This window comes from Diaphorobacter limosus, from assembly GCF_033100095.1.
In the GTDB taxonomy this organism is placed as follows: Bacteria; Pseudomonadota; Gammaproteobacteria; order Burkholderiales; family Burkholderiaceae_C; genus Alicycliphilus; species Alicycliphilus limosus.
The window spans coordinates 81,170-102,971 of record NZ_CP136921.1; the positions used below are offsets into that span (position 1 = coordinate 81,170).

A 21,802-nucleotide genomic window follows, 5' to 3' on the forward strand; every position below is an offset into this window, starting at 1 on the left:
GGTCAGTTCCTCCGCGTGCCACCCGAGACACCGTCTGTGCGCTCAATGCGCACCACGTCGCCCTTGTCGCCGCCCAGGCGCAATTCGGCCGCGCCGAACAGCCGATCCACGATGTAGTACGGCGAGCGGAAACGGTAGTTCACCAGTTGTCCGTCACCCTGCGCGCCGATGACAAACAGCGGCGGCAGCTCGCCTTGTGCGATGCCGGCGGGGAACTGGATGTAGACCTTCTCGCCATCGTCGAAGGCGCGCAGCGGCTTCCACGGCGGATTGCTGCCGCTGACCGCGTAGCGGAAACGGATCTTCTCCAGCGACAGGCCGCTATCGACCGGCGCGGCGGCGCTGGCCGCCTGCGACTGGCGCTGCAGGGCCAGCATCTTGTCCTTCGGGTACTCCCAGGACACCGATGCCATCCATGTCTTCTCGGTCGAAGTCAGTTCCAGCAGGTACGTCCTGCGGCTGGTGGTGATGACCAGATTGGTCTTCAGGCCCGAGCGGATCGGCTTGACCATCACGTTGACGCGCAGCGCATCGCCGCTGCCGCTCGATGTATCACCCACGATCCAGCGCACGGTATCGCCCGCCGCCACCGTCACCAGTTCCTCGCCTGGCTGGAGCGCGATCACGGTCACGCGGCCCACGGCCGCGTAGACCTGGTACAGCGCGCCATCGGTGAAGGGCCAGACCTGAATCGCGTTGACATAGCCCTCGCGCGTAGGCGCAATGCGCGCTTCGGCATTGGCGCGCGAAACGCGCACGGTTTCATCGGCAGGTTCTGCGGCGGGCTTGGCATCCGGCACAGGCTTCATCTGCGCCGGCATCGGCAGCACCTGCGATACGGCTACTACCTCCACGGGCACAGGCGGCTCCGGCAGCGGCTGGGCCTGCACCGGCTCATCGAGCGAAATGGTCGGCGGCGGCTTGCCCTGCGTGGCGCAGCCAGAGAACAGCACCGTCGAAGCTAACAGCGCCACCGGCAAGGCAGATTTACAGAAAAGATCATTCATGGTTTTGCTCCTTCATTCGCTTCCAGTTCGCGGCTCCACGACAGGCCGTTGACGTAGATGCCCAGAGGGTTCTTGCGCAGGCGCTGCTCGGTGCGCGGGGCTTGCAGCACCGTGGAAATCACTGCGTTCCAGCGTTCAGTGCGATCCAGCACGCCATTGACGAAGCGCGTCTCCGTCCAGCGCACGTTGAAAGACGTGTCGCTGGCGCGGGTTACGCTGGTGATCTGCACCGTCACCGACTCCTTGCCGATGCGCGCGAACGGATCGGTCACGCGGGCGTACTCGTTGAGCACCACGGCGCCCTTGTCGGTCGTGTAGTCGTAGGCATCGAGCCAGTTCTGCCGCACAACGATGGGATCGATGGACAGCGAGCGCACCAGGCCGATAAAGCGGCCGAGGTGGTAGGCGATCTGCGCATCGCTCGGCTTGTAGGGCGTGGCGGCTTCGCCGACAGCACGCACCTGGCCCGCGTTATCCACCTCGATGACATAAGGCGTGACAATGGACTGGGCCGAGCGCCAGACCAGGCCGCCCGCCATCAACACCGCCAGCGTGAGGCAGCCAAAGGCCATGAAACGCCAGTTTCTGGCCTGCACGCGGGTCGAACCGATGCGCTCGTCCCAGACTTGCGCCGCGGATTGGTACGGGGTGGCAGGCTGCGGCGTATCGGCGTAGCGCACCTGCGGTCGTTTGAATCGCATGGGGGTTCTCCTTGAGGATCAGGAATCGCTTCATTCATCTGGACTACGCAAGCTCGGCCCTTGTCCCGAGCCGCCGCCATCGCCCCCGCGCAGCGTGTGGGCGGCAGTGGTCGCGGCATGGGCGAGTTGCTGACGGCGATGCAGACGTTTGGCCCAGGCGGGTTGCTCGGTGGATGGGGATGAAGCGGTGGCATTGCTGGCGCCCTGCGCCTCGGCACCAGCCCCGGGTGCCGAGGCAGCTTCATCGGGCCGGAAGGCGGCAGCGACACGCTCCTTCATCGAGCGCGCCCCATAGGCCACCTTCTGCCCGGCCGCCTGCGCGCCGGTCTTGGCAACATTGCCTACACCAGCGGCGGCGCCCTTGAGGCCGCCGCCGGCGGATGCGGAGCTGGCCTGGAACGCCGACCGCGCGCTGCTGGCGGCTCCAGCGGCGACCCGCGCGCCGCTACCAGCCAGCCTGGCGGCTGCGGGCGCCATGCGTGCCCCGGCGGCTACCGCACCGCCGACGCCCGTGGCCGCAGCACCCACGGCAACGGCAGCGCCGGCCGCACCCAGCGCGGCCCCGGCCATCGCGCCAGCGCCAAGCTGTGGCGCGCCCGACACCAGTCCGGTGGCAATGCCCGGCCCAAAGATGCCCAGGGCCAGCATGGACAGCGAGGCCAGCATGATGACCAGCGCCCGGTCGATGGAAGGTTCGGAGCCAGGCGGAATCCTGAATTCGGCGAACAGCCCCGAGCTGATGCCCACAATGACGGCCAACACCAGCACCTTGATGCCCGCCGACACCACATTGCCCAGTACCTTCTCGGCCAGGAACGCAGTCTTGTTCCACAGCGCAAACGGAACCAGCACGAACCCGGCCAGCGTGGTCAGCTTGAACTCGATCAGCGTGATGAAGAGCTGCACCGCCAGCACGAAGAAACTGACGATGACCACCAGCCAAGCGAAGAACAGCACCACGATCATGTCGAGGTGGACGAACACCTCGGGGAAGCCTGCCAGATCACCGATCTGCTGAAGGATGGGCGCTGCCGCATCCAGCCCTGTCTTTGCGAGCCACCCCGGTTGCAGGAAGCGACCCATGCTCAGGGTCGAACCGCTGGCCGTCAGTCCCAGCCCAGCAAACGACCGGAACACGATGCCCGCCAGGGTATTGAAGTTTCCGATGATGTAAGCGAAGGCGCCCACGTAGAGCACCTTGCGGATCAGCTTGGCCATGACGTCCTCACCCTGGCCGCTGGCATGACCCATGGCCCAGAACAAGCCCACCAGCGTCATGTCAATGACGATCAGCGTCGCCGTGAGGAAAGCCACCTCCCCCTGCAGCAGACCGAAACCCGAGTCGATGTAGCGCGAGAACGTGTCGAGAAATCGGTCGATGACCGTCACGTCATTCATGACCCGGCTCGTCAGTTGCCGTAGAAGTTGACGGTCTGCGGCGTGTACGGCGTGCCCGTGCCAAGAAAACGTCGCCGCACCTCACGCCCGCGTTCCGCAGCCGCCGCCTGCCGCGCCAGTTCCAGCGAGGCCGCCCGGTCCTGCGTGATCTGCAACCGTTGTGTCTGGATCGACTGCTTGGCCTGCAAGGCCAGCAGCTGGTTCATGGCCTGCATCGCTTGCAGCGCGCCCTCGGCCGACTGGCTCTTACCCACGAGGTCAGCCAGCACGCTTTCGTCGTCACTCAGGTTCTGCGACGCCTGAGCCTGCATCTGCATGGTGGTTCGCAGACCATTGAGCGTGTTCTTCCAACGCTCCTGCGCATCGAGGTACATCTGATTGCCGCTCACCGTGGCGGCGTACTGCTCGGGATACAGGCGCTTGAACTCCTTGTCCAGATTCGCCACGTCGTAAGCCAGCCCCTTGGCCTGCTCGATCAGCCGCTGGGTCAGCGCCAGATTACTGCGCAGGCGGCTCACTACGCTGAACGGCAGGCTGGCCAGGTTGGAGGAGCGCACCAGCTCCTGCATGGACACGACGCCCCGGCGCGTGCGCAGTGGCACATGGTCGCGGGCCGCGCACTGCAACTCCACCGTGTCTTCGAGCACCAGCACGCGGTCGCCCGTGGCGGCAATCTCCGCCAGCAGCGCATTGACGAGCGTGGTCTTGCCACTGCTTGTCGCGCCGGCAATCAGGATGTTCTGGCGCTCGCGCACGGCCCGCACCTGAAAGCCCGCCTGTTCAGCCGTCATCATGCCGTCTTCGATGTAGCGCGAGAGTGGGATCACGCCCACGGCGCGCTTGCGCAAGGCGAAGGCCGGCCCCGGAGCGGCAGGCGGCAAGATGCCCTCGAAGCGTTCGCCGGTTTCTGGCAATTCAGCGGACAACAGTGGTTGCCCGCGATGCACCTCTGCGCCGACGTGGGCGGCCACAAGACGGATGATTCGCTCGCCGTCCGCTTCGGACAGTTCCACGCCCATCGGCGCACGGCCCGAGGAAAGCCGATCCACCCAAAGGGTGCGATCGGGATTCAGCATCACCTCCACCACGTCCGGGTCTTCAAGTGCAGCGGCGATCAGCGGCCCCATCGCCGTGCGCAGCATCTGGATGCGGCGGTTGAGCGAGGTGGCGGTCATGGACTGCCCTTCAATGGGAATGCGGGCGCTCATGACGCACGCTCCCGCGCCTGCGCAACCGCCGCCGCGTCCTCCATCCGCATCCCGAACTCGTGAACTTGGGGGTGCAGCTCCTCCACCACGTCGCGCACCAGGCTGCGCCCGCGCAGCAGGTGGCGACCCAACTGCTCCACGAACTGCTCGAACCGCGCCTTGCCCTGGGCGCGGGCGGCCTCTTGATGCGCCTCGGGAACCGGCGTGCTCACGGTCAGGTAGTAGCGGATGAACAGCGCCAGCGTTTCGATCTGGATGTTCTGGTCGCGCTCCAGGCGCTCAGCCTGGCGCGAGAGACGATCCAGCCGCTTGGCAATCGCCGCCTCGCGCTGGTCGGCGGCATCGGGCGACAGCCACGATGCGAGTGCCGCTGCGACGATGGACGACTTGGACACGCCTTTCTTGGCGGCCAGTTCGTCCAGACGCCTGGCGTGCTCAGGTTGAATAAAAAGATTCAGGCGGTGCTGGCTCATAGCTCGATTCCGTCGTTGGGGTCGAGGGAAGCCAGCCGGGCCGTGCGCTGCATGGCCGGATCAAGCTGGCGAGGAAGGGGAAGTAGTAGGTCGTCGTCGTCGAGCAGCGCGAGGTCGGTGGAGGGAGCGGCCAGCCCGGGGTCGTAGGCGACGGCCTCAGTTAGCTCGGGCTGACGGCGTGGGCCGCCGTCGGATGCGGCAGCGAAGCCTTCGGCGGCATCGGCAACAGGTGCGACCGGCACGGCGGGAAGCGCCAGCCCGCTCCAGTCGTCGAGCCGCGAGGGAGGCACGTCGGCGTAGTGCCCATCCGCAAGCGAAGGCGGCGGCAACACGCGACACTTGAAATTGGCGTCCGTGTAGTAGCGCAGCTTCTTGGCCTTGATCGGTGGCAGGCTGGACACCATCACCACCGATTCATCCGGCGGAAGCTGCATCACTTCGCCCGGCGTCAGCAGCGGACGGGCCGTTTCCTGGCGCGACACCATGAGGTGCCCCAGCCACGGCGCCAGTCGGTGGCCCGCGTAGTTGCGCTGCGCGCGCAGTTCGGTCGCGGTGCCCAGCGTCTCGGAAATCCGTTTGGCGGTGCGTTCGTCGTTGGTGGCGAACGTCACCCGGACATGGCAGTTGTCGAGGATGGAGTGGTTCTGGCCGTAGGCCTTGTCGATCTGGTTGAGCGACTGCGCGATGAGGAAGCTGCGGATGCCGTAGCCGGCCATGAAGGCCAGCGCCGTCTCGAAGAAGTCCAGACGTCCGAGTGCCGGGAACTCGTCGAGCATCAGCAGCAGCTTGTGGCGGCGTTTGATGCCGTCGGAGCCGTCGAGCGATTCGGTGAGGCGCCGCCCGATCTGGTTGAGGATCAGGCGAATGAGCGGCTTTGTCCGCGAGATGTCCGAAGGCGGCACCACGAGATACAGCGATACGGGGGATTCGGCCGCGATCAGGTCGGCGATGCGCCAGTCGCAGCACGAAGTGACTTCCGCCACCGTGGGGTCGCGGTACAGGCCGAGGAACGACATGGCCGTGGACAGCACGCCGGAACGCTCGTTGTCGCTCTTGTTGAGCACTTCGCGCGCCGCCGAGGCCACCACCGGATGCGGCCCATCGCCCAGGTGGTGTGTGGTCATCATGCGGTGCAGGGTCAGCTCGAAGGGACTGGCCGGATCGGACAGGAAGTTCGCCACGCCGCGCAGCGTCTTGTCTTCGCCCGCGTAGAGCACGTGCAGGATGGCCCCGACCAGCAGCGCGTGCGAGGTCTTTTCCCAGTGGTTGCGCTTCTCCAGCGCGCCCTCGGGATCGACCAGGATGTCCGCGATGTTCTGCACATCGCGCACTTCATGCGCGCCGCGCCGCACCTCCAGCAGCGGGTTGTAGGCGGCCGACCGGCTGTCTGTGGGGTTGAACAGCAGGCAGTGCGAGAAACGCGAGCGCCAGCCGGCGGTGATGCTCCAGTTCTCGCCCTTGATGTCGTGGATGACGGCGGACGCGGGCCAGGACAGAAGCGTCGGCACAACCAGACCGACGCCTTTGCCGCTGCGCGTGGGCGCAAAGGTCAGGACGTGTTCCGGGCCTTCATGGCGCAGATACTGGCGATCGTGCTGGCCAAGGAACACGCCGGTCGACTGCGTGAGGCCGGCCTTGCGAACGTCTTGCGCACTCGCCCAGCGGGCCGATCCGTAGGTCGTGACCAAACGCGACTGCCGCGAGCGCCAGATCGACATGCCGATGGCGACCACCACCCCCAGCAAGCCGCTGCCACCCGCGATGGCGCCGCCCGTGTCAAAGACGCGCGGCGCGTAGGCGTCGAAGAGGAACCACCACTCGAACAACCGCCAAGGGTGATAGACCGGCGTGCTGAAGAAATCGAACCAAGGCGAGCCAAGGCGTAGCTGATAGCCCAGGGCCGCTGCCGTCCATTGTGTGGCTGCCCACACGCCAGCGATCACGATGCCGAACACGACGGCGATCTGACCGAACAGCACATTCGTCCCTTGCATGCCCCTGCCTCCATTTACGACACAACGACGTGCCGCAGGCATCAGGATCAGTGCCGCAGGGAGTGCCGGTCAAAGACTGTTATCGTGAGAACGGTCGAGAAAAAAGCAAGAATTCGCGCCGGGGCGCAGCACGTAAAACCGCCGCAAGCGCGGGCGCATTGCGGCGTGTCAAGCAAAAAGCGAATGGTGCGTGGCCCACCGGTCACGATCGGCAATTGGGCAGTTAGAACTTGGGTGGTTCTTTCGGCGGTGTGTAGGGTACGTTGCCATTCCCGTAGAAGCGTTTTCGCGTCGCCTCCGAGACACGATTGCACAGCTCATCACCCATCTTGGCCCTCTCCAGCCTGCACTGCTCGCGCAGCGTCTTGAGGCGCTCTGGATTGGCAGCCAGCGATTCCACAGTTTCCATCGCGGCTGACTCGGGTTTACCGCAGGCGACAAGAACAATGGCGGCGAATGCCGCAAGCATCACTGAATCACGCATCACACACCTCCCCGAATGGTGGCCGCATCACCGCCTGTCGAGCCGATAAGCTGAAACCGCTCGATGAAGCGCGCCAGCACCTGAGTCGGTTCAGTATCCCGACGCAGCAGGTAAGTAGTCAACATCGGTGGCCTGCCTGCCAAGGGGCGGGCCACCACGTTCAGTTCGCGGCTGGATGCAATGTGCGCAGCGCCTGCCAGCCCCAGGGCCAGCCCAGCGGAAACCAGCGTCATCATGACCTCGAACGTCGCCACCCGTTGCGCGATCAGCGGCTCCTGCGCTGTCTGCTGGCGCAGGAAGCGATCCACCTGGCGCGCGTGCCCTTCGCAGCTTGCCGGATCACCCAATGCCAATGGGTAGCGCAGAACCTCATCCAAAGGGATACGTTTGAAGGCCAATACGGGGTGGCGTGCCGGCACCGCCACCATCAGCTGATCGTCCCAGGCTGGTTCTACAAGGATGCCATCGCCCGCATCCTCGGCCATCGAGAATCCGGCGTCGTACAGGTCGTCATGCAACCCCTTGATCTGCTGGGCCAAAGGCACCTCGAACAGCCGGATTTCCACCTCCGGGTCTTCTTCGCGGCTGCGCGCGAGCAAGGCCGGAAGACGTGAAGGAGTGATGCCGTCGGACAAGGCGATACGTAACTGACCGTCGAACCCGTTGGCTGCGGCTTGCACACTGTCGCGCGCCTGCTCCAAAGCGGTGAAGACACGCTGCACATGCTCCAGGAACAACCTTCCAGCGCGAGTCAGCCGAGTGCTGCGCGTAGTGCGGGCGAACAGCATCACGCCCAGTTCTTCTTCCAGCTCCTTGATTGCGCGCGACAACGGTGATTGCTCGATATGCAATTTCTCGGCCGCGCGAGCAAAGTGAAGTTCCTCTGCGACTGCGATAAAGCAGCGAAGGTGGCGTAATTACATGAATCAATCCTGCTGGTATTTCAAGCTAGCGCGGCTTGCGCATCAACACATATACAGCGGGAATCACGAACAAGGACAGCAATGGTGCCGTCACCATGCCTCCGAGCATAGGCGCCGCAATGCGGCTCATGACCTCCGAGCCCGTGCCACTACTCCAGACGATGGGCACCAGGCCCGCCAGGATGACCGCTACGGTCATGGCCTTGGGTCGCACGCGCAGCACGGCGCCTTCCCGAATCGCGTCCAGCAGTTCTGGCAGCGTCGGCCTGCGGCCATCAGGGCAGCGTTCCTCCAGGGCGTGCTTCAGATAAATAAGCATGACCACGCCGAACTCCGCCGCTACACCCGCCAGCGCGATGAACCCGACCCCTGTGGCGATGGACAGGTTGTAGTTCAGCAGATACAGGAACCAGATACCCCCTGTGAGAGCAAACGGTAAGGTGGCCATGATCAAGCTCGCCTCGTCCACGCGCCCGAAGGTCAGGTACAGCAGGATGAAGATGATCAATAAGGTGGCCGGCACCACGACCTTCAGGCGCGCATTGGCCCGCTCCATGTACTCAAACTGCCCAGAGTAGGCAATGCTCACCCCCGGCTCCAGTTTCACCTGACGGCTGATCGCATCGCGCAGCTCGTTAGCCACCGAGGCCAGGTCGCGCCCGCGCACGTCAACGTACACCCAGCCGGACGGGCGCGCGTTCTCGCTCTTGAGCATGGGCGGGCCATCGGTGATGGCGATGCGCGCCACCGTGCCCAGCGTGATCTGTTGCCCCATGGGGGTGAAGATGGGCAGTTGCTTCAGCCTTTCCGGTGAATCCCTCCATTCACGCGCGTATCGCAGATTGATCGGGAAGCGCGCCAGCCCCTCCACGGTCTCCGACACGTTTTCGCCACCGACGGCACCGGCGACGACCGCCTGGACATCGGCCACGTTCAGCCCATAGCGCCCCGCCGCCACGCGGTCGATCTGCACGTCCACATACCGGCCGCCGGTCAGCCGCTCCGCCAACGATGACGACACGCCTGGAATGCCCTTCGCGACCTGCTCCACCTCTGCCGCGATGCGATCGATCACATGCAGGTCGTTGCCCGTCACCTTGACGCCGATCGGACTCTTGATGCCGGTAGCCAACATGTCGATGCGGTTGCGGATCGGCGGAATCCAGATGTTGGACAGGCCGGGGATTTTCACCGCCTGATCCAGCTCCTCGATGAGCTTCTCGGGCGTCATGCCGGCGCGCCATTGCTCTCGGGGCTTGAGCTTCACCGAGGTCTCGAACATCTCCAGCGGCGCGGGGTCGGTCGCGGTTTCCGCACGACCCGCCTTGCCGAACACGGTTTCGACCTCGGGCACCGTCTTGATCATGCGGTTGCTGAGCTGCAGCAGCTCCGTGGCGCGTTGCGCCGACAGCCCCGGCAAGGCCGAGGGCATATAGAGCAGATCCCCCTCATCCAGCCGGGGCAGGAATTCGCCACCAAGCCGGGCCAGCGGCCAGGCCGTGGTCGCCAGCGCCAGCACCGCGATCAGCAAGGTTGCCTTGGGCCAGCGCAGCACCCATTCCAGGCTGGGCCGGTACACCGCAATCAGCATGCGGGTGATGGGATTCTTCTGCTCGTCGGGAATGCGTCCGCGAATCCAGTAGCCCATGAGCACCGGGATCAGCGTCACGGACAGGCCCGCCGCCGCCGCCATGGCGTAGGTCTTGGTGAACGCCAGCGGCCCGAACAGGCGTCCCTCCTGGGCTTCGAGGGTAAAGACGGGGATGAAGGACAAGGTAATGATGAGCAGCGAGAAGAACAGCGCCGGACCGACTTCCTCCGCGGCCCGCGTGATCACCTCCCAGCGTTCCTTGCCTTGCAGCCGCTGATCCGGATGCGCGTGTTGCCAGGCTTCCAGCTTCTTGTGCGCGTTCTCGATCATGACCACGGCCGCATCCACCATCGCGCCTATGGCGATGGCGATGCCGCCCAGCGACATGATGTTGGCATTGATCCCCTGGTAGCGCATGATGAGGAAGGCCATCATCACCCCCAGCGGCAACGAAATGATGGCCACCAGCGCCGAGCGCAGGTGCCACAGGAACAGCACGCAGACCAGCGCCACCACCAGAAACTCCTCCCCTAGCTTGATGGTGAGGTTGCGGATGGCGCGCTCGATGAGGGCACTGCGGTCGTAGGTGGTGACGATCTCCACCCCCTGCGGCAGGCTGGCCTGCAGCTCGCCCAGCTTGGCCTTGACGGCGGCAATCGTCTCCTGGGCATTCTTGCCCGAACGCAGGATGACCACGCCGCCGGCGACCTCGCCCTCGCCATCGAGTTCGGCGATGCCGCGCCGCATCTCCGGCCCGATCTGTAGCGTGGCCACGTCGCCCAGGCGCACCGGCACACCGCCGCGCGCCACCAGCGGTACTGCACGGAAATCATCCAGGGTTTTCAGATAGCCGCTGGCGCGCACCATGTATTCGGCCCCCGCCAGCTCCAGCACCGAGCCGCCAGTTTCCTGATTGGCGGCCACCAGCGCCGCGCGCACCTGCTCCTGGCTCAGTCCGTAGGAGGCGAGCTTGACCGGGTCGAGCACAACCTGGTACTGCTTGACCATGCCGCCCACCGAGGCTACCTCTGCCACATTGGGCAGGCTCTTGAGCTCGAACTTCAGAAACCAGTCCTGCAGCGCGCGCAACTGCGCCAGATCGTTCTTGCCCGTGCGGTCCACCAGTGCGTACTGGAAGATCCAGCCCACCCCCGTGGCATCCGGCCCCAGGGCCGGCTTGGCTGTGGCCGGCAGGCGTCCCTGAACCTGGTTCAGGTACTCCAGCACCCGCGAGCGCGCCCAGTACAGGTCAGTGCCATCTTCGAACAGGACATAGACGAACGAGTCCCCGAAAAACGAAAAGCCGCGCACCGTCTTGGCCCCCGGCACCGACAGCATGGTCGTGGCCAGGGGATAGGTGACCTGGTTTTCCACGATCTGCGGCGCCTGGCCGGGGTAGCTGGTACGGATGATGACCTGCACGTCGGACAGGTCCGGCAAGGCATCCACGGGCGTGCTGCGCACGCCCCACACCCCCCAGGCCGTAAGCATGGCCGTGGCCAGCAGCACCAGAAAGCGGTTCGCCACCGACCAGCGGATCAATTTGGCAATCATGGCTTGATCCCTTCGATGGCGGTGATCACGTAGTCCTCTCCCTGCTTGGAGAAGGTGAAGCGCACCTGTTGCTTGGGTGCCAGGCCTGCGGCGAGGCGGGGGTCGGCCAGCTTGAAGCCCATGGTCATGGCGGGCCACTTGAGGGCGGGGATGGCGTCATGCGCCAGCGTCAGCTCGGCAGTGGAGACTTCTTCCACCACACCGCGCACCGTGTAGGCCGGGGCCGCGCCATGCGCCCCATGCTCCGGCGTCGCCCCCGGCGCTGCGGGCAACAGGCCGCGCAGGCTGGCCTCGGAGTCGATCAGGAACTGTGCCGAGGCCACCACCTGCTGCCCCGCCTCCAGTCCACCTTGCACCACGAGTTGGTCGCCGATCTCCGCCCCCAGCTGCACCTCCACGGGGTGGAATTTGCCAGGGCCATCGACCACATAGGCCAGGGCGCGCTTGCCGGTGCGGATGACGGCTTCGCTGGGAACCAGCAGTGCGGGCTGCTCGCGGCCCTTGAGCGTTATCTGGCCGGACATGCCGGCCTTCAGGCGCTGGCCGGGGTTGGCCAGTTCCAGCCGCACGCGCACCGTGCGCGTGTCGCTGTTGGCCTGCGGCAGGATGCTCACGATGCGCGCCCGCAGCACCTCGCCGGGAAACGCCGCCAGGCGCACCTGGGCTTCTTGCCCCAGTTGCAGCGGGCCGCTTTGCGCCTCGGGTACTGCGGCCTCGATCCAGACGGTGCCCAGGCCATTCACGCGCGCCAGGCTTGCGCCCGCAGAGATAGTCATGCCCTGGCGCACCATGAGCTCGGCCACCAGCCCGCCCTGGGGCGTGGTCACGGTGTAGACGCCCCTGGGCTCGCCCGTGCGCTCCACCTGGGCCACCAGGGCCTGCGGCATGCCCAGCAGCAGCAGCCTTTGCCGGGCGGCCGCCGTCAGCGACTCATCCTTGAGCGCACGCACCGCCAGAAATTCGCGCTGCGCCGCCACCCATTCCGGCAGCAGCAGATCCGCCAGCGGCGCGCCGGCCGCGATCACATCGCCCGGCGCGCGCGCATAGACCCGCTCCACAAAGCCGGCGGAGCGCGCCTGCACGATGCTGACATCGCGGTCGTTGAGCAGCACCGTTCCCACCGCGTCCACATCGGAGCCTATGGCGCGCTGCACCACCTCGGCCGTGCGCAGACCCAGCGCCTGCACGGTCTGGGCCGATACGCTCAGGCCCACGCTGTCCTGGGCATCCTCGTCGGCATACTTGGGTACCAGATCCATGTCCATGAAAGGAGACTTGCCGGGCTTGTCGAACTTCTGCGTCGGCGACATGGGGTCGTACCAGTACAGCACCTTGCGCTCGGCCGCCGCGCCGGCTTGGGGCGCTGCTCCGTCCACAGCATGTGTGCTGCTGCGCCATTGGGACAGGCCCCAACCCGCGGCCACGCCGATGGCGATCAGCGTCAGGCCCGCGAGCGATTTTTTCAGAGAGTTGTTCATGGTTGTGAGATCCGTTAATCAGCGATCAGGCTGTTCAGGCGCGTCGTCACGCCGTCGCGCTGGGCTTGCAGGTCGATCAGGCGCAGGCGCGTCTCCAGCACCTGAGCGCGGGCGCCGAGCACGGCGCCCAGGTCGCCCTTGGCGGCCCGGTAGTTGCCCAGCGCGAGCTCCGCTCGCCCCTGCGCCAACTGCAGCCCGGTGGACTTGAGGCGCTCGATCTGGCTGTCCAGGGCCTGCAATTCGGCCGCGCTGTCGTCAAGCTCCTGCAAATGCCGCCGCGCCACGTCTTCCTGCTCGGCTTCCAGGCGCTCCAGCTCGCGCTGCTTGGCCTGGATCATCGGGGTCTGGCGTCGATCCTTTTGCCATGGCAGATCGAACGTCACCTGGAACGACACCATGTCGCCCCATCGACGATCGCGTCGGCTATAGGCAATTTCCCAGGACCAGTCGCCACGCGATTCCGACTGCGCCTCGTGGGATTCCGCCCGTGCCATGCTTTGCATGGTCGGGTACAGCGCCAGCTCGGCGTGGCTGGATAGCTCGGCGCGCAACTGCGCAACGGGATGGATGAGCGGTCCGGTGCCGCCCTGTAGCGATTCGTCGGCGCGCGGCCCGACCCAGCGCCGCAGCATGGCTCGCGCCTTGGACCGGTCGCGTTGCAGGTCGTCGCGCCGGTCCGACAGCGCCAGCGCCTCCTGCTGCGCGGCCAGCAGGTCGCCTGCCTGGGCCGATCCGCCCGCCACCCGCGCGGGCAGGCTGTCTTGCAGGCGCTGGTTCTCCGCCAGCAGCTCCGTCAGCAACTGTTCCCGCTGCTCGACTGCCTGCGCGGCGATCCAGGCCAGACCGAGTTCCTGCCGTATCTGCAGGCGCTGCAGCACCAGCGCCGCGCGTTCGCGTTCCACGCGCGCCTGGGCGCTGGCCACCTTGGCCGCGCGCTTGGCCTGATTGGGAACCTCCTGCATCAGGGCCAGGCGCTGCCCGGTCATGGACTCGCGCGTCAGGCTCCAGCGGTCCATGCCGCTGATGGGGAGGTTTTCAAGACCGACGGAGAGCTTGGGATCGGGTAGCGTGCCGGCGGCCTTCTGCGCGGACTCGACCGCGTCGATCTGCAATCGCTGCGCGGAAACCCGCGGGCTTTGCTGTTCAGCGATTTCTCGTGCTTCGGCAAAGCTGAGCGCGTAGGTCCGGCTGGCGGCGAACATGCTGCCAGCCAGGGCAATGCTCAAGATGCTCAGTCGATGTATCCATGTGCGGCGCGGGATCGCACGCAATACGCCATGTCCAGGCGCGGGGCGACGCTCGCCGGGAGCGCCGGAGGAAGAAATAAGCATGATGGTCCTCGAAATTGATAGCCACGAAGTCACGTGTTCTGCCGTGCCAATGCACGACGGGCACGACCTGGTGTGTCAATTGCGCAGGACTTGGAAAGTGAGATAGAGGGGGAGAGAGCCCGTTCGGTGGTCGAGCCACGCTGGGTCAAACCTGGCGCCGGTCGATGATTGCGGGTCGGGCACCACGGGAAGCAGGTAGGCAATCCAGACCGCATGGGCCGCCGCAATAGATGGAACGTCCAGCCCTTGCGGAGACGGCGCGGGCTTGCCGTCACCGCTGCAATGGGCACGGCATAACTGCGGAGACTCGTCGTCCATCGTCCCTGGCATGGCATGGCAGTCCGGCATGGCGGACATGCCGGCGGCTTCGTCCATGGCCATGCCCGCCATCTGCATCGATGCCGCGTGCGTATCCGCATCCAGCTTGGGGCAGGCATACATCGCCAGCGCCATCTGCGAGAACAACAAGGTCACGATGAGGCCGCCGACGATTCGGCGGCCCCATTGTGTGACGATGCGTCGGATGGAAACCATGGTGGGATGTTCGCTGTGCTGGATGTGTGACAACTTGCCGCGGATCAGAGAGCCGTCCCAGGAAAGAAGTGCCACCATGGCTCATCTACCCGCGTGACAGCCCAGTCACCGCGCATGCGAGGTCACCGAGACCCTGGATTCATTTCACCGGAATCCAACTTGTCGGCGCGTTTCGATCTCGGCCACTCCGAGAACGCAAGCACGTACAGTGCGATCAGGTTGACCATGGGGACGATCATCAGCAGGCCGAGCCAGCCGGAAAAGCCCGCCTTGGCAAAGATCTTCCAAAACGGCAGCACGATCACCACCGCACCCAGCAGCATCATCAGCCAGTGGGCGCCAAACCACCACGCCATGTCGTTCATATACATTCCGTTCATCATGATCGATCTCCTTTCTTTGATTGTCTCGATGCGGGTTAGCCTCGTGCGCGCCGCAGCCGCAGCGCGTTGAAGATGACGGAGGCCGAGCTCAGGCTCATGGCCAGTGCTGCAATCAATGGAGACAGCAACCAGCCCGTGATGGGATAAAGCACGCCGGCGGCGATGGGCACGCCGATACCGTTGTAAACGAAGGCGAACAACAGGTTCTGGCGCATGTTGCGCACGGTGTCGATGGAGATGTCGCGCGCGGCTGCGATGCCGCGCAGATCGCCCTTGACCAGGGTGATCTGGCCGCTGTTCATGGCCACGTCGGTGCCGGTGCCCATAGCGATGCCCACGTCGGCCTTGGCCAGGGCAGGTGCGTCGTTGATGCCGTCGCCGGCCATGGCGACGACGTGCCCCTCCTTCTGCAGCCGCTCCACCAAGGCCAGTTTGTCGGCCGGCTTGACTTCGCCATGCACTTCGTCGATGCGGAGCTTAGCGCCCACCGCCCGGGCCGTGGTCAGGCCGTCGCCCGTCGCCATGACGATGCGCAGGCCACTGTCGTGCAGCGTCTTGATGGCGTCGGCCGTGGTGGCCTTGATCGGGTCGGTGACGGCCAGGATGCCTGCCAGCCGCCCGTCCACGGCCAGGTGCATCACGCTGCCACCCTCGCTGCGCAGGCGCTCTGCGTCCGCCTTGAGCGCATCGGTGGCCACGTTCTCCTGCTGCATCAAGGCGGTGTTGCCCAGCACCAGATGCTTGCCTTCGACCGTGCCGCGCACGCCGATGCCGCTGCCCGATTCGAAGTCGTCGGCCTTGGTCAGGCTCAGCCCTTTGTCCCGCGCGGCGCGGACGATGGCATCCGCCAGCGGGTGCTCGCTGCCCTGATCCAGACTGGCCGCCAGGCGCAGCACCTCATCCGGCGTGTAGCCCGGGTCGGCGACGGCGGTGTCGAAGGCCGGCTTGCCTTCGGTCAGGGTGCCGGTCTTGTCCACGATCAGCGTATCCACTTCGCGCATTTTTTCGATGGCGCCGGCATCGCGGAATAGAATCCCCTGCGTTGCCGCGCGGCCGGTGGCGACCATCACGGACATCGGGGTCGCCAGGCCCAGCGCGCAAGGGCAGGCAATGATCAGCACCGCCACGGCGTTGATCAGGCCGAACACCCAGCTCGGCTCGGGGCCGAAGAATCCCCAGACGAAGAAGGTCGCGATTGCGATCAGCACCACCACGACCACGAACTTGCCGGCCACCACGTCGGCCATGCGCTGCATCGGCGCCTTGGAGCGCTGGGCATTGGCCACCATCTGCACGATCTGCGACAGCATGGTGGCGGCGCCGACCTTCTCCGAGCGCATCACCAGTGCGCCGCTGGTGTTCATCGTGGCGCCAATCAGGCCGTCGCCGGCGCGCTTGGTCACCGGCACGGGCTCGCCGGTGAGCATGGATTCATCGACGGCACTGCTGCCCTCGGTCACCACGCCATCGACGGGCACTTTCTCGCCGGGCCGCACGCGCAGCAGGTCGCCGACGTGAACATGGTTCAAAGGCACGTCCTCCTCGCTGCCGTCGGCATTGATGCGGCGCGCCGTCTTGGGGGCCAGGCCCAGCAGAGCCTTGATGGCCGCCGAAGTCTGCGAGCGCGCCTTCAATTCGATGATCTGACCCAGCATGGTCAGCGAGATGATGACGACCGCCGCCTCGAAATAGACGGCGACGCGGCCGTGGGCGATGAACGAGTCTGGAAACACGCCGGGCGCGAGGGTGGCGACCACGCTGTAGACAAAGGCGGCGCCGGTGCCCAGGCCGATCAGCGTCCACATATTGGGGCTGCGGTTGACGATGGACTGCCAGCAGCGGACAAAGAATGGCCATCCCGTCCACAACACCACCGGCAGCGACAGCACCAGCTCGACCCAGGTCTGGGTCTTCATGTCGAACCAGCCGAGGCGGTGGCCGAACATCGCCAGGATGGTGACCACCACGGTCAGCGGCAGGGTCCACCAGAAGCGGCGCTGAAAATCGATCAGTTCGCTGTTGTCCTCCTCATCCAGCGGAATCACCGGTTCGAGCGACATGCCGCATTTCGGGCAATTGCCGGGATGATCCTGCTGCACTTCCGGGTGCATGGGGCAGGTGTAGATGGTGCCCGCCGGGGCCTCCATGGGCACCGCGGCAGAAGTTGCCGGGGTCTGTTCGCCTGCGGTATGGCCGTGGTGATGCAGGTGTTGGTTCATGCCCATGCCTTTGTTGAGTTATCTCGATTCTTGACCTTGCCATCGCGGCAAGGTCAAGTCCCTTTCCTTGTGGACGCATTCGGTCCGCATTGGCCCATGCCCCGATGGCTATCGGGACAAAGACTGGCGGTACTGGACATTGATTTCGTCGTGGCGGCGCCGTATCTCTGGCGGCCATTGCGCCTTGATCCATGACAGCACGGCCACGATCTCGTCGTCGCTCAATACTCCACCATAGATGGGCATCGCCGTACGGTAGTCGGGCTGATTGATCAATTGGGCCAGTCCCTGCTTAGTGATGGCGAACAGTTGCTCGTCGGGATGGTGCCAAGTGTGGCCGCTGGGATCGTGCGGCGGCGCAGGAAGCAAGTCATCCGATCCACGATCACGCCAGTTGGGCTGGCCCTCGCCCTTGGCCCCATGGCAAGCCGCACACTGCTGCGCGTAGATGCGGGCGCCGACGCGCAGCACCTGGGGATCATCGGGACGCATGCTGTGCGGCGGCGGCGTCACTGGCCGGTTGCTGGCGCGCAGGGAAAAGTAACCCACCCCTGCGACCAGCAGCAAGGCCAGCAATCCTACGGCCCCCAGGATCAGCGGTTTCAACGTCATCGCAACTTCCTTGATTTCATGCTGATGGTCACATTCTGGTCATCGGATGCGTCGCTCAAGGCTGAACCCATGCGCCCCAGCGCGGAATGAAACGCGGGACATGCTGCGCATACTCCTGCCAAGCCTGTCCAAAACGGCGTCCGCTTTCCTGCTCCTCGTTGTGCGCCAGGCGGGCATACATCACCACAAGCACCGGGAACATCAACAGCGTCAGCAAGGTCGGCCATTGCAGGAGAAAGCCGAACATGATCAGCACGAAGGCGATGTACTGCGGATGCCGCACCCGAGCGTAAACACCGGTGCGCGCCAGCCGCCCCTGCCGCTGGGCCTCGTAGAGCACGGGCCAAGCCGCGGCCAGCAGCCAGAAGCCACCGCCAATGAACAGGTAGCTGAGGATGTGGAATGGCCCAAGGTGCGGATCACCGCCCCAGCCGAACAGCAGCTCCAGCAGGTGACCGGCGTTGTGGTTCAGCAGGTCCACGCCCGGGAGCTTCTGGCCCAGCCAGCCCGACAGGAAGTAGATGGTCAGCGGGAAGCCATACATCTCCACGAACAGCGCCACGATGAACGCTGTGAACGCCCCGAAACTGCGCCAGTCGCGCGCGCTGGCCGGCTTGAAGAAGCTGAAGGCGAACATGACGAAGATCGCCACGTTGAGCACCACCAGAGTCCACAGGCCATACGAAGATCCCGTGTGCTCCATGGCCTCAGCCCCTGTCGGAGTTTTGTCCAGTGCCCTGGCCAGTGGCTCCGGCGCCACCACCGTGGCCGCCATGACCACCATGGCCTTTGTGCATGAAGACATGCATCAGCGGGCAGGCCAGCAGGAAGGCATAGGGCCACCATTGCGCCAGGTGGGCACGGTGTTCGGTCCATAGGAAGTACCCGGCGACGGCGCCGAACACGAGCAGGCCGATGGCATAGCGCGAGCGCCAGAACCCGCCGGTCTGCACACTCTGCGGATGGGATGCATGGTCATGGGTCATGACGGCCTCCTCACTTTGTGCCGGGAGTGGAGGTTTGCGGCATGGACATTCGATCCATCATCATCTGCATCATCGACTCCATCATGGCCATGCGCTTTTCCATCATCTGCGGGTCGTGCTGCATGCCAGCCATACCGGCGGGTGGGTTGCCCGATGCCATCTGGCCGTGCATCGACTTCATCATGCGCATGCCGTCCTGCATGGTCTTCATGTGTTCGGCCATCAACGCCTGGCGCTCCTGGGGCGTCTTGGCGGCGGCCATCTTCTCGTGCATGGCCCGCATGCGTTGTTCCATCGCGGCCATCATGTCCGGGCTCATGGCCTGCGATGGCGGTGCTGCAGCCGGCGCCGGAGCTGCCGCCGCAGGGGCGGTCGTTTCCGCCGGGTGGTGGTCCTTGTGCCCGTCGGCGCCTTGCGCCAGCACGCCCACGGAGGCGGCGGCGACACAGAGACCGATCAGGGTATGGCGAATATGAACCATGATGCTTCCTTCTTGCGTTGCAGGGGTTGGCTAGGGCAGCCGCGTCCGGCGGCATGATGCGGTGGTGACTCTGCTCAGTGCGCGGGTTGGATGTCGGTGACGACCATCTTCCCGCCTTCCTGGACGACCATGAATTGCACCTTGTCGCCGGGCTTGAGCTTGGTGAGTTGGCCCTTGTCGCGAACGGTGAAGACCATGGTCATTCCGGGCATGTCCAGGTTCTTGATGTCTCCATGCTTGAGGGTGATCTTGCCGTTGTCCGGATCGACCTTCTTGACCTCGCCATCGGTCATGGAGTCCGACACAGGCGCCGCCACCTGGCCTGGACTGGGGCTGACCTGGGCATGGCCCGCCATCGGCAGGGCAAGGCCCATGGCCAGGGCGGAGAGGGTGAGCAGACGTTGGATGGTGTTCATGGTGACCTCTGGGTGAATGGATGGATCTATAGGCTGGCTCGGCCATGGCTGGGCCGGCTGTGGTGGGCGTTTCAGGCCATCACTTGCGGCCCACCTTGATGGCGCCCTTCATGCCGGCTTCATAGTGGCCCGGTAGCAGGCAGGCGAAATCGACGACACCCGCCTTGGTGAACTGCCAGACGATCTCGCCCTGCTTGCCCGGCTCCAGGGTGATCTTGCCGGGCTCGTCGTGCTCCATCCCGGGGAATTTCTTCATCTGCTCCAGGTGTTCCATCAGTTCCTCCTGAGTGCCGAGGCTGAGTTCGTGCTTGAGCTGTCCGGTGTTCTTGACGATGAGACGCACGGTCTCGCCCTTTTTGACCGTCAGGTCGGAAGGCGTGAAGCGCATCTTGTCGCTCATCTCGATGGTGATGGTGCGGCTGGCTTTGGCGGCGACACCGGGCTTGCCAATGGCCGTCTCGCCCCCCTCGTCATGGCCGTGGCCGCCCGCATGGTTGCCGCTGGCAAAGGCTGCCCCCGATGCGGCCAGCGCAAGCATGGCGAAGAGTTGAGAAATAGTGGATCGCGTGAATTTCATGGGTGTTCTCGGGTTGGAAATCGAAGGGAAAATTCAATGCTCGCCATGCGAAGCGGGCTTGCGCACCTTGACTTCGGTCGGCGTTGCCGGCTTGCGCTGGCGCGGCATGGACTGGCCGCCCTCGGCACTGAAACGCGCCGGCTCGGCCATGGGGCCGGTGACCTCATGCGCCACCGTGCCGGCGGGATGCTTGAACCAGCCCGGGTTCGTGTAGTCGCCCGGCTTCTGGTCACGGCGCACCTTGAGCACGCTGAACATGCCGCCCATCTCCACCGACCCGAACGGTCCTTCACCGGTCATCATCGGGATGGTGTTGTCGGGAATCGGCATTTCCATCTCGGTCATGTCGGCCATGCCGCGTTCGCCCATGACCATGTAGTCCGGGATCAGCTGGTTGATCTTTTTGGACAGGCCGCTGTGGTCCACGCCAATGAGCGTGGGCACGTTGTGCCCCATGGCGTTCATAGTGTGATGGCTCTTGTGGCAGTGAAAGGCCCAGTCGCCTTCCTCGTCGGCAACGAATTCGATCTGGCGCATCTGGCCCACGGCCACGTCGGTGGTCACCTCGGGCCAGCGCGCGCTTTTGGGCACGGGGCCGCCATCGGTGCCGGTGACCGTGAATTCATGACCATGCACGTGCATCGGGTGGTTGGTCATGGTGAGGTTACCGATGCGAATGCGAACCTTGTCATTGAGACGGACATTCAAGGAGTCGATGCCCGGAAAGACACGGCTGTTCCATGTCCACAGGTTGAAGTCCGTCATTTCCGCGACCTTGGGCGTTGCAGCGCCTGGCTCAATGTCATACGCACTGAGCAGGAAACAGAAATCCCGCTGCACTTCGTCGATCAAGGAGTGTTTGGCTTTCGGGTGCGTGACCCAGAAGCCCATCATGCCCATGGCCATTTGCACCATCTCGTCGGCGTGCGGGTGGTACATGAAGGTGCCCGGGCGGCGCGCAACGAACTCGTAGACGAAGGTCTTGCCGGACGGAATGGCTGGCTGCGTCAGACCGGTCACGCCATCCATGCCGTTGGGCAGGCGCTGGCCATGCCAGTGCACGGCTGTGTGCTCAGGCAGCCTGTTGGTGACGAAGATGCGCACGCGGTCGCCCTCCACCACTTCGATGGTCGGGCCGGGGCTCTGACCGTTGTAGCCCCACAGGTGGGCCTTCATGCCCGGAGCCATCTCGCGCACCACGGGTTCGGCCACCAAATGAAACTCCTTGACGCCCTGGTTCATCCGCCAAGGCAGCGTCCAGCCGTTGAGCGTGACCACGGGGTTGTACGGCCGGCCCGAATCGGGGATCAGTGGCGCCATGGTGTTTGGGCTGGTCTGAATGACGGGCTCGGGCAAGGCCGCCATGGCGACACGGCTGACCGCGCCGGCCGCGACGGCGCCGCCCGCAATCCCGGCGACCTTGAAAAAATCTCTTCTGGATGTCATGGCAAT

21 protein-coding genes are annotated in these 21,802 nt (G+C 65.0%); all 21 read right to left on the reverse strand.

Features of this window, described 5'->3' with window-relative positions:
- Positions 1-2: 2 nt before the first annotated feature.
- The 21 genes from trbG to P4826_RS00525 all read right to left on the reverse strand — a co-directional run bounded on the left by trbG (position 3) and on the right by P4826_RS00525 (position 21,796).
- Positions 3-1,007, reverse strand: a complete 1,005-nt coding sequence (gene trbG / locus P4826_RS00425; protein ID WP_317702088.1) for a P-type conjugative transfer protein TrbG — start codon at positions 1,005-1,007, stop codon at positions 3-5.
- Positions 1,004-1,708: a conjugal transfer protein TrbF gene (gene trbF, locus P4826_RS00430; RefSeq protein WP_317702089.1), complete on the reverse strand. Its 705-nt coding sequence runs from the start codon at positions 1,706-1,708 to the stop codon at positions 1,004-1,006. Before trbF ends, trbG begins: the two co-directional genes overlap by 4 nt.
- A gap of 30 nt (positions 1,709-1,738) precedes the next feature.
- Complete coding sequence (gene trbL, locus P4826_RS00435; RefSeq protein WP_201395730.1) at positions 1,739-3,106, reverse strand: P-type conjugative transfer protein TrbL; 1,368 nt, start codon at positions 3,104-3,106, stop codon at positions 1,739-1,741.
- Between the two features lie 11 nt (positions 3,107-3,117).
- Entirely contained in the window at positions 3,118-4,314 is a 1,197-nt protein-coding gene (gene trbJ / locus P4826_RS00440) for a P-type conjugative transfer protein TrbJ (protein ID WP_317702090.1), read from the reverse strand.
- Entirely contained in the window at positions 4,311-4,787 is a 477-nt protein-coding gene (locus P4826_RS00445) for a ribbon-helix-helix protein, CopG family (protein ID WP_201395724.1), read from the reverse strand. The genes trbJ and P4826_RS00445 overlap by 4 nt, the downstream gene beginning before the upstream one ends.
- Positions 4,784-6,781, reverse strand: a complete 1,998-nt coding sequence (locus P4826_RS00450; protein WP_201395723.1) for a conjugal transfer protein TraG — start codon at positions 6,779-6,781, stop codon at positions 4,784-4,786. The genes P4826_RS00445 and P4826_RS00450 overlap by 4 nt, the downstream gene beginning before the upstream one ends.
- Positions 6,782-7,004: 223 nt before the next feature.
- Positions 7,005-7,265, reverse strand: coding sequence for an EexN family lipoprotein (locus P4826_RS00455; RefSeq protein ID WP_146913441.1), 261 nt, complete (start codon positions 7,263-7,265; stop codon positions 7,005-7,007).
- Positions 7,265-8,161 (reverse strand): LysR family transcriptional regulator, encoded by an 897-nt coding sequence (locus P4826_RS00460; RefSeq protein ID WP_317703676.1) that lies wholly within the window; start codon positions 8,159-8,161, stop codon positions 7,265-7,267. The genes P4826_RS00455 and P4826_RS00460 overlap by 1 nt, the downstream gene beginning before the upstream one ends.
- 52 nt (positions 8,162-8,213) lie before the next feature.
- A complete protein-coding gene (locus P4826_RS00465) occupies positions 8,214-11,333 on the reverse strand; it encodes an efflux RND transporter permease subunit (protein ID WP_201395721.1) in 3,120 nt (1,039 codons plus the stop codon).
- Positions 11,330-12,811, reverse strand: a complete 1,482-nt coding sequence (locus P4826_RS00470; RefSeq protein WP_201395720.1) for an efflux RND transporter periplasmic adaptor subunit — start codon at positions 12,809-12,811, stop codon at positions 11,330-11,332. The genes P4826_RS00465 and P4826_RS00470 overlap by 4 nt, the downstream gene beginning before the upstream one ends.
- Positions 12,812-12,825: 14 nt before the next feature.
- Complete coding sequence (locus P4826_RS00475) at positions 12,826-14,142, reverse strand: TolC family protein (protein ID WP_201395719.1); 1,317 nt, start codon at positions 14,140-14,142, stop codon at positions 12,826-12,828.
- 75 nt (positions 14,143-14,217) lie between these two features.
- Positions 14,218-14,754, reverse strand: coding sequence for a hypothetical protein (locus P4826_RS00480; RefSeq protein WP_236598214.1), 537 nt, complete (start codon positions 14,752-14,754; stop codon positions 14,218-14,220).
- A 44-nt stretch (positions 14,755-14,798) separates the two neighbouring features.
- Positions 14,799-15,059, reverse strand: coding sequence for a hypothetical protein (locus P4826_RS00485; protein WP_317702091.1), 261 nt, complete (start codon positions 15,057-15,059; stop codon positions 14,799-14,801).
- 35 nt (positions 15,060-15,094) lie between these two features.
- Positions 15,095-17,206 carry a copper-transporting P-type ATPase gene (locus P4826_RS00490; RefSeq protein ID WP_201398494.1) on the reverse strand — a complete coding sequence of 704 codons (2,112 nt, stop codon included), beginning with the start codon at positions 17,204-17,206 and terminating at the stop codon, positions 15,095-15,097.
- 180 nt (positions 17,207-17,386) lie between these two features.
- The gene (locus tag P4826_RS00495; RefSeq protein WP_201395718.1) at positions 17,387-17,890 is read right to left on the reverse strand and encodes a c-type cytochrome; all 504 of its coding nucleotides are present in this window, start codon (positions 17,888-17,890) and stop codon (positions 17,387-17,389) included.
- Between the two features lie 55 nt (positions 17,891-17,945).
- Positions 17,946-18,593, reverse strand: coding sequence for a methyltransferase family protein (locus tag P4826_RS00500; protein WP_103045654.1), 648 nt, complete (start codon positions 18,591-18,593; stop codon positions 17,946-17,948).
- Between the two features lie 4 nt (positions 18,594-18,597).
- Positions 18,598-18,876 (reverse strand): DUF2933 domain-containing protein, encoded by a 279-nt coding sequence (locus P4826_RS00505; RefSeq protein WP_201395717.1) that lies wholly within the window; start codon positions 18,874-18,876, stop codon positions 18,598-18,600.
- Positions 18,877-18,886: 10 nt separating this feature from the next.
- Complete coding sequence (locus P4826_RS00510; RefSeq protein WP_201395716.1) at positions 18,887-19,357, reverse strand: EMC3/TMCO1 family protein; 471 nt, start codon at positions 19,355-19,357, stop codon at positions 18,887-18,889.
- Between the two features lie 74 nt (positions 19,358-19,431).
- Positions 19,432-19,773 carry a copper-binding protein gene (locus P4826_RS00515; RefSeq protein WP_201395715.1) on the reverse strand — a complete coding sequence of 114 codons (342 nt, stop codon included), beginning with the start codon at positions 19,771-19,773 and terminating at the stop codon, positions 19,432-19,434.
- 79 nt (positions 19,774-19,852) lie between these two features.
- Positions 19,853-20,350, reverse strand: a complete 498-nt coding sequence (locus tag P4826_RS00520) for a cupredoxin domain-containing protein (RefSeq protein ID WP_201395714.1) — start codon at positions 20,348-20,350, stop codon at positions 19,853-19,855.
- A 33-nt stretch (positions 20,351-20,383) separates the two neighbouring features.
- Complete coding sequence (locus P4826_RS00525; RefSeq protein WP_201395713.1) at positions 20,384-21,796, reverse strand: multicopper oxidase family protein; 1,413 nt, start codon at positions 21,794-21,796, stop codon at positions 20,384-20,386.
- Positions 21,797-21,802 lie beyond the last annotated feature (6 nt).

Coding starts and splice junctions, on each gene's coding strand:
- trbF (WP_317702089.1), bottom strand. CDS start 1,708: ATGCGATTCAAACGACCGCAGGTGCGCTACGCCGATACGCCGCAGCCT.
- trbL (WP_201395730.1), bottom strand. CDS start 3,106: ATGAATGACGTGACGGTCATCGACCGATTTCTCGACACGTTCTCGCGC.
- P4826_RS00525 (WP_201395713.1), bottom strand. CDS start 21,796: ATGACATCCAGAAGAGATTTTTTCAAGGTCGCCGGGATTGCGGGCGGC.
- P4826_RS00475 (WP_201395719.1), bottom strand. CDS start 14,142: ATGCTTATTTCTTCCTCCGGCGCTCCCGGCGAGCGTCGCCCCGCGCCT.
- P4826_RS00520 (WP_201395714.1), bottom strand. CDS start 20,350: ATGAAATTCACGCGATCCACTATTTCTCAACTCTTCGCCATGCTTGCG.
- P4826_RS00465 (WP_201395721.1), bottom strand. CDS start 11,333: ATGATTGCCAAATTGATCCGCTGGTCGGTGGCGAACCGCTTTCTGGTG.
- trbJ (WP_317702090.1), bottom strand. CDS start 4,314: ATGAGCGCCCGCATTCCCATTGAAGGGCAGTCCATGACCGCCACCTCG.
- P4826_RS00490 (WP_201398494.1), bottom strand. CDS start 17,206: ATGGAGGCCCCGGCGGGCACCATCTACACCTGCCCCATGCACCCGGAA.
- P4826_RS00445 (WP_201395724.1), bottom strand. CDS start 4,787: ATGAGCCAGCACCGCCTGAATCTTTTTATTCAACCTGAGCACGCCAGG.
- trbG (WP_317702088.1), bottom strand. CDS start 1,007: ATGAATGATCTTTTCTGTAAATCTGCCTTGCCGGTGGCGCTGTTAGCT.
- P4826_RS00455 (WP_146913441.1), bottom strand. CDS start 7,265: ATGCGTGATTCAGTGATGCTTGCGGCATTCGCCGCCATTGTTCTTGTC.
- P4826_RS00495 (WP_201395718.1), bottom strand. CDS start 17,890: ATGACGTTGAAACCGCTGATCCTGGGGGCCGTAGGATTGCTGGCCTTG.
- P4826_RS00505 (WP_201395717.1), bottom strand. CDS start 18,876: ATGACCCATGACCATGCATCCCATCCGCAGAGTGTGCAGACCGGCGGG.
- P4826_RS00480 (WP_236598214.1), bottom strand. CDS start 14,754: ATGGTGGCACTTCTTTCCTGGGACGGCTCTCTGATCCGCGGCAAGTTG.
- P4826_RS00500 (WP_103045654.1), bottom strand. CDS start 18,593: ATGGAGCACACGGGATCTTCGTATGGCCTGTGGACTCTGGTGGTGCTC.
- P4826_RS00515 (WP_201395715.1), bottom strand. CDS start 19,773: ATGAACACCATCCAACGTCTGCTCACCCTCTCCGCCCTGGCCATGGGC.
- P4826_RS00485 (WP_317702091.1), bottom strand. CDS start 15,059: ATGATGAACGGAATGTATATGAACGACATGGCGTGGTGGTTTGGCGCC.
- P4826_RS00470 (WP_201395720.1), bottom strand. CDS start 12,811: ATGAACAACTCTCTGAAAAAATCGCTCGCGGGCCTGACGCTGATCGCC.
- P4826_RS00510 (WP_201395716.1), bottom strand. CDS start 19,357: ATGGTTCATATTCGCCATACCCTGATCGGTCTCTGTGTCGCCGCCGCC.
- P4826_RS00450 (WP_201395723.1), bottom strand. CDS start 6,781: ATGCAAGGGACGAATGTGCTGTTCGGTCAGATCGCCGTCGTGTTCGGC.